The sequence below is a fragment of the Mesorhizobium sp. B2-7-1 genome, from assembly GCF_006440735.1.
Lineage (GTDB): Bacteria > Pseudomonadota > Alphaproteobacteria > Rhizobiales > Rhizobiaceae > Mesorhizobium.
The window spans coordinates 1-1,565 of sequence record NZ_VFUA01000220.1 but is presented as its reverse complement, the minus strand read 5'-3'; the positions used below and the strand labels follow the sequence as shown (position 1 = coordinate 1,565).

Genomic DNA, 1,565 nt, shown 5'->3' with positions numbered 1-1,565 from the left:
GGCTTCGAGGCGACGGGCGACGGCACGGCCGATGCGGCCCATGCCGAAAATGCCGACGCTACGGCCGCGCAAGGTGAGCCGGCTCAGGCGATAATTGCCCTTTTCCACCCAGTCGCCGTCGCGCAGCCATTTCTCGGCGGCGTAGAGCTCGCGCACGGTGTTGATCAAAAGGCCGATGGCGGTGTCGGCGACCTCCTCGGTCAGGACGTCCGGCGTGTTGGTGACCATGACGCCGCGCTTCGCCGCGTGATTGGCGTCGACGGAATCGTAACCGACACCGAAGCTGGCGATGATCTCGAGGTTGGGCAGCGCATCGACCATCGCCGCGCTGATGCCTGCGTAGGAGGCGATGCCACGCACCGTGGCGCGCATCTCATCCGTCACCAGCGCCGGGTCGGCGCGTTCGATCCGCACAAGCTTGAACACCTTGTCGATGCGGCCGACGGCATGATCGTTGAAATCGGCGGGCACCAGGATGGCGACCGGCAAATTTCCTCCGGCGCTGGTCATGCACGCTCCACCGGCTTGCCGGTCGACTGCCGCACATGCAGCTCCGGCTTGATCAGCTCCTGCGAGGGCCGCACCGCCTGACCGTTCAATTTGTCGAGCAAGGCGCTCGCCGCGCGGCGGCCGACCTCGCGCTGACCGTTCCAGACCGTGGTCAGGGCCGGTGTGGCGATTGCCGCCTCCTCGAGATCGTCGTAGCCGGTGACCGAGATATCGACGCCCGGCACGAGGCCGGCGCGCGCGATGCCGTTCATCAGCCCGATCGCGACCAGGTCGTTCCAGCAGCAAGCGGCGGTGGGCTTGTCCTTCAGCGCCAGAAACTGCCCCGCGGCCTCGAACCCCGCCTGCTTGGTGCGCGGCCCGGGAATGCGCCAGGACGGCTTCACCTCCAGGCCAGCCGCCTCCATGGCGTTGAGATAGCCCTGGTAGCGGTCGCGGCCGGTCGACGTCTGGTCGGTGCCGCCGACCATGGCGATGCGCTTGTGGCCGAGCGAGATCAGGTGATTGGTGGCAAGCGCGGTGCCATAGGCATCGTCGCCGCGGAACACCGGCACGTCGGCGCCGGCGACGGTGCGCGCGATCAGCACCGCCGGCAGGCCGTTTTCCTCGGCCATGATGATGTCCTCGGCCGGCGTGCCGATGGCCGGCGACATGATGACGCCGTCGGCACCGAGCTGCAGCAGCGTGTCGATGAAGGTGCGCTGCTTTTCCAGCTGGTCGTAATGATTGGACAGGATGAAGGTCTGGCGGCTGCGGTCGAGCTCGCTTTCGATCGAGCGCAGGATCTCGGCGAAGAACGGGTTCATGATGTCGTGCACGACGACGCCGACAATGCCGGAGCGCGAGGTGCGCAGCGAGGCGGCGCGGCGGTTGTAGATATAGCCGATGGCGCGGGCATGCTCCTTGATACGCTCGCGCGTGGAGCCTGCGACCAGCGGGCTGTCGCGGAGCGCCAGCGATACCGTTGCCGTGGAGACGCCGAGCGCATCCGCGATCGTCGAAAGCTTGATCTTCTGTGCCAGTGCCCTTCGCTCCCCAGGGTCTTTAAATTGTTTAAA

2 protein-coding genes are annotated in these 1,565 nt (G+C 66.6%); both read right to left on the bottom strand.

Annotated features, from left to right (window positions below):
• A partial coding sequence (locus FJ471_RS34555) for an NAD(P)-dependent oxidoreductase (RefSeq protein WP_281408555.1) occupies positions 1–510 on the bottom strand: 510 nt, incomplete at its 3' end.
• Positions 507–1,529, bottom strand: coding sequence for a LacI family DNA-binding transcriptional regulator (locus tag FJ471_RS34550; RefSeq protein WP_140811547.1), 1,023 nt, complete (start codon positions 1,527–1,529; stop codon positions 507–509). The genes FJ471_RS34555 and FJ471_RS34550, both read right to left, overlap by 4 nt.
• Positions 1,530–1,565 lie beyond the last annotated feature (36 nt).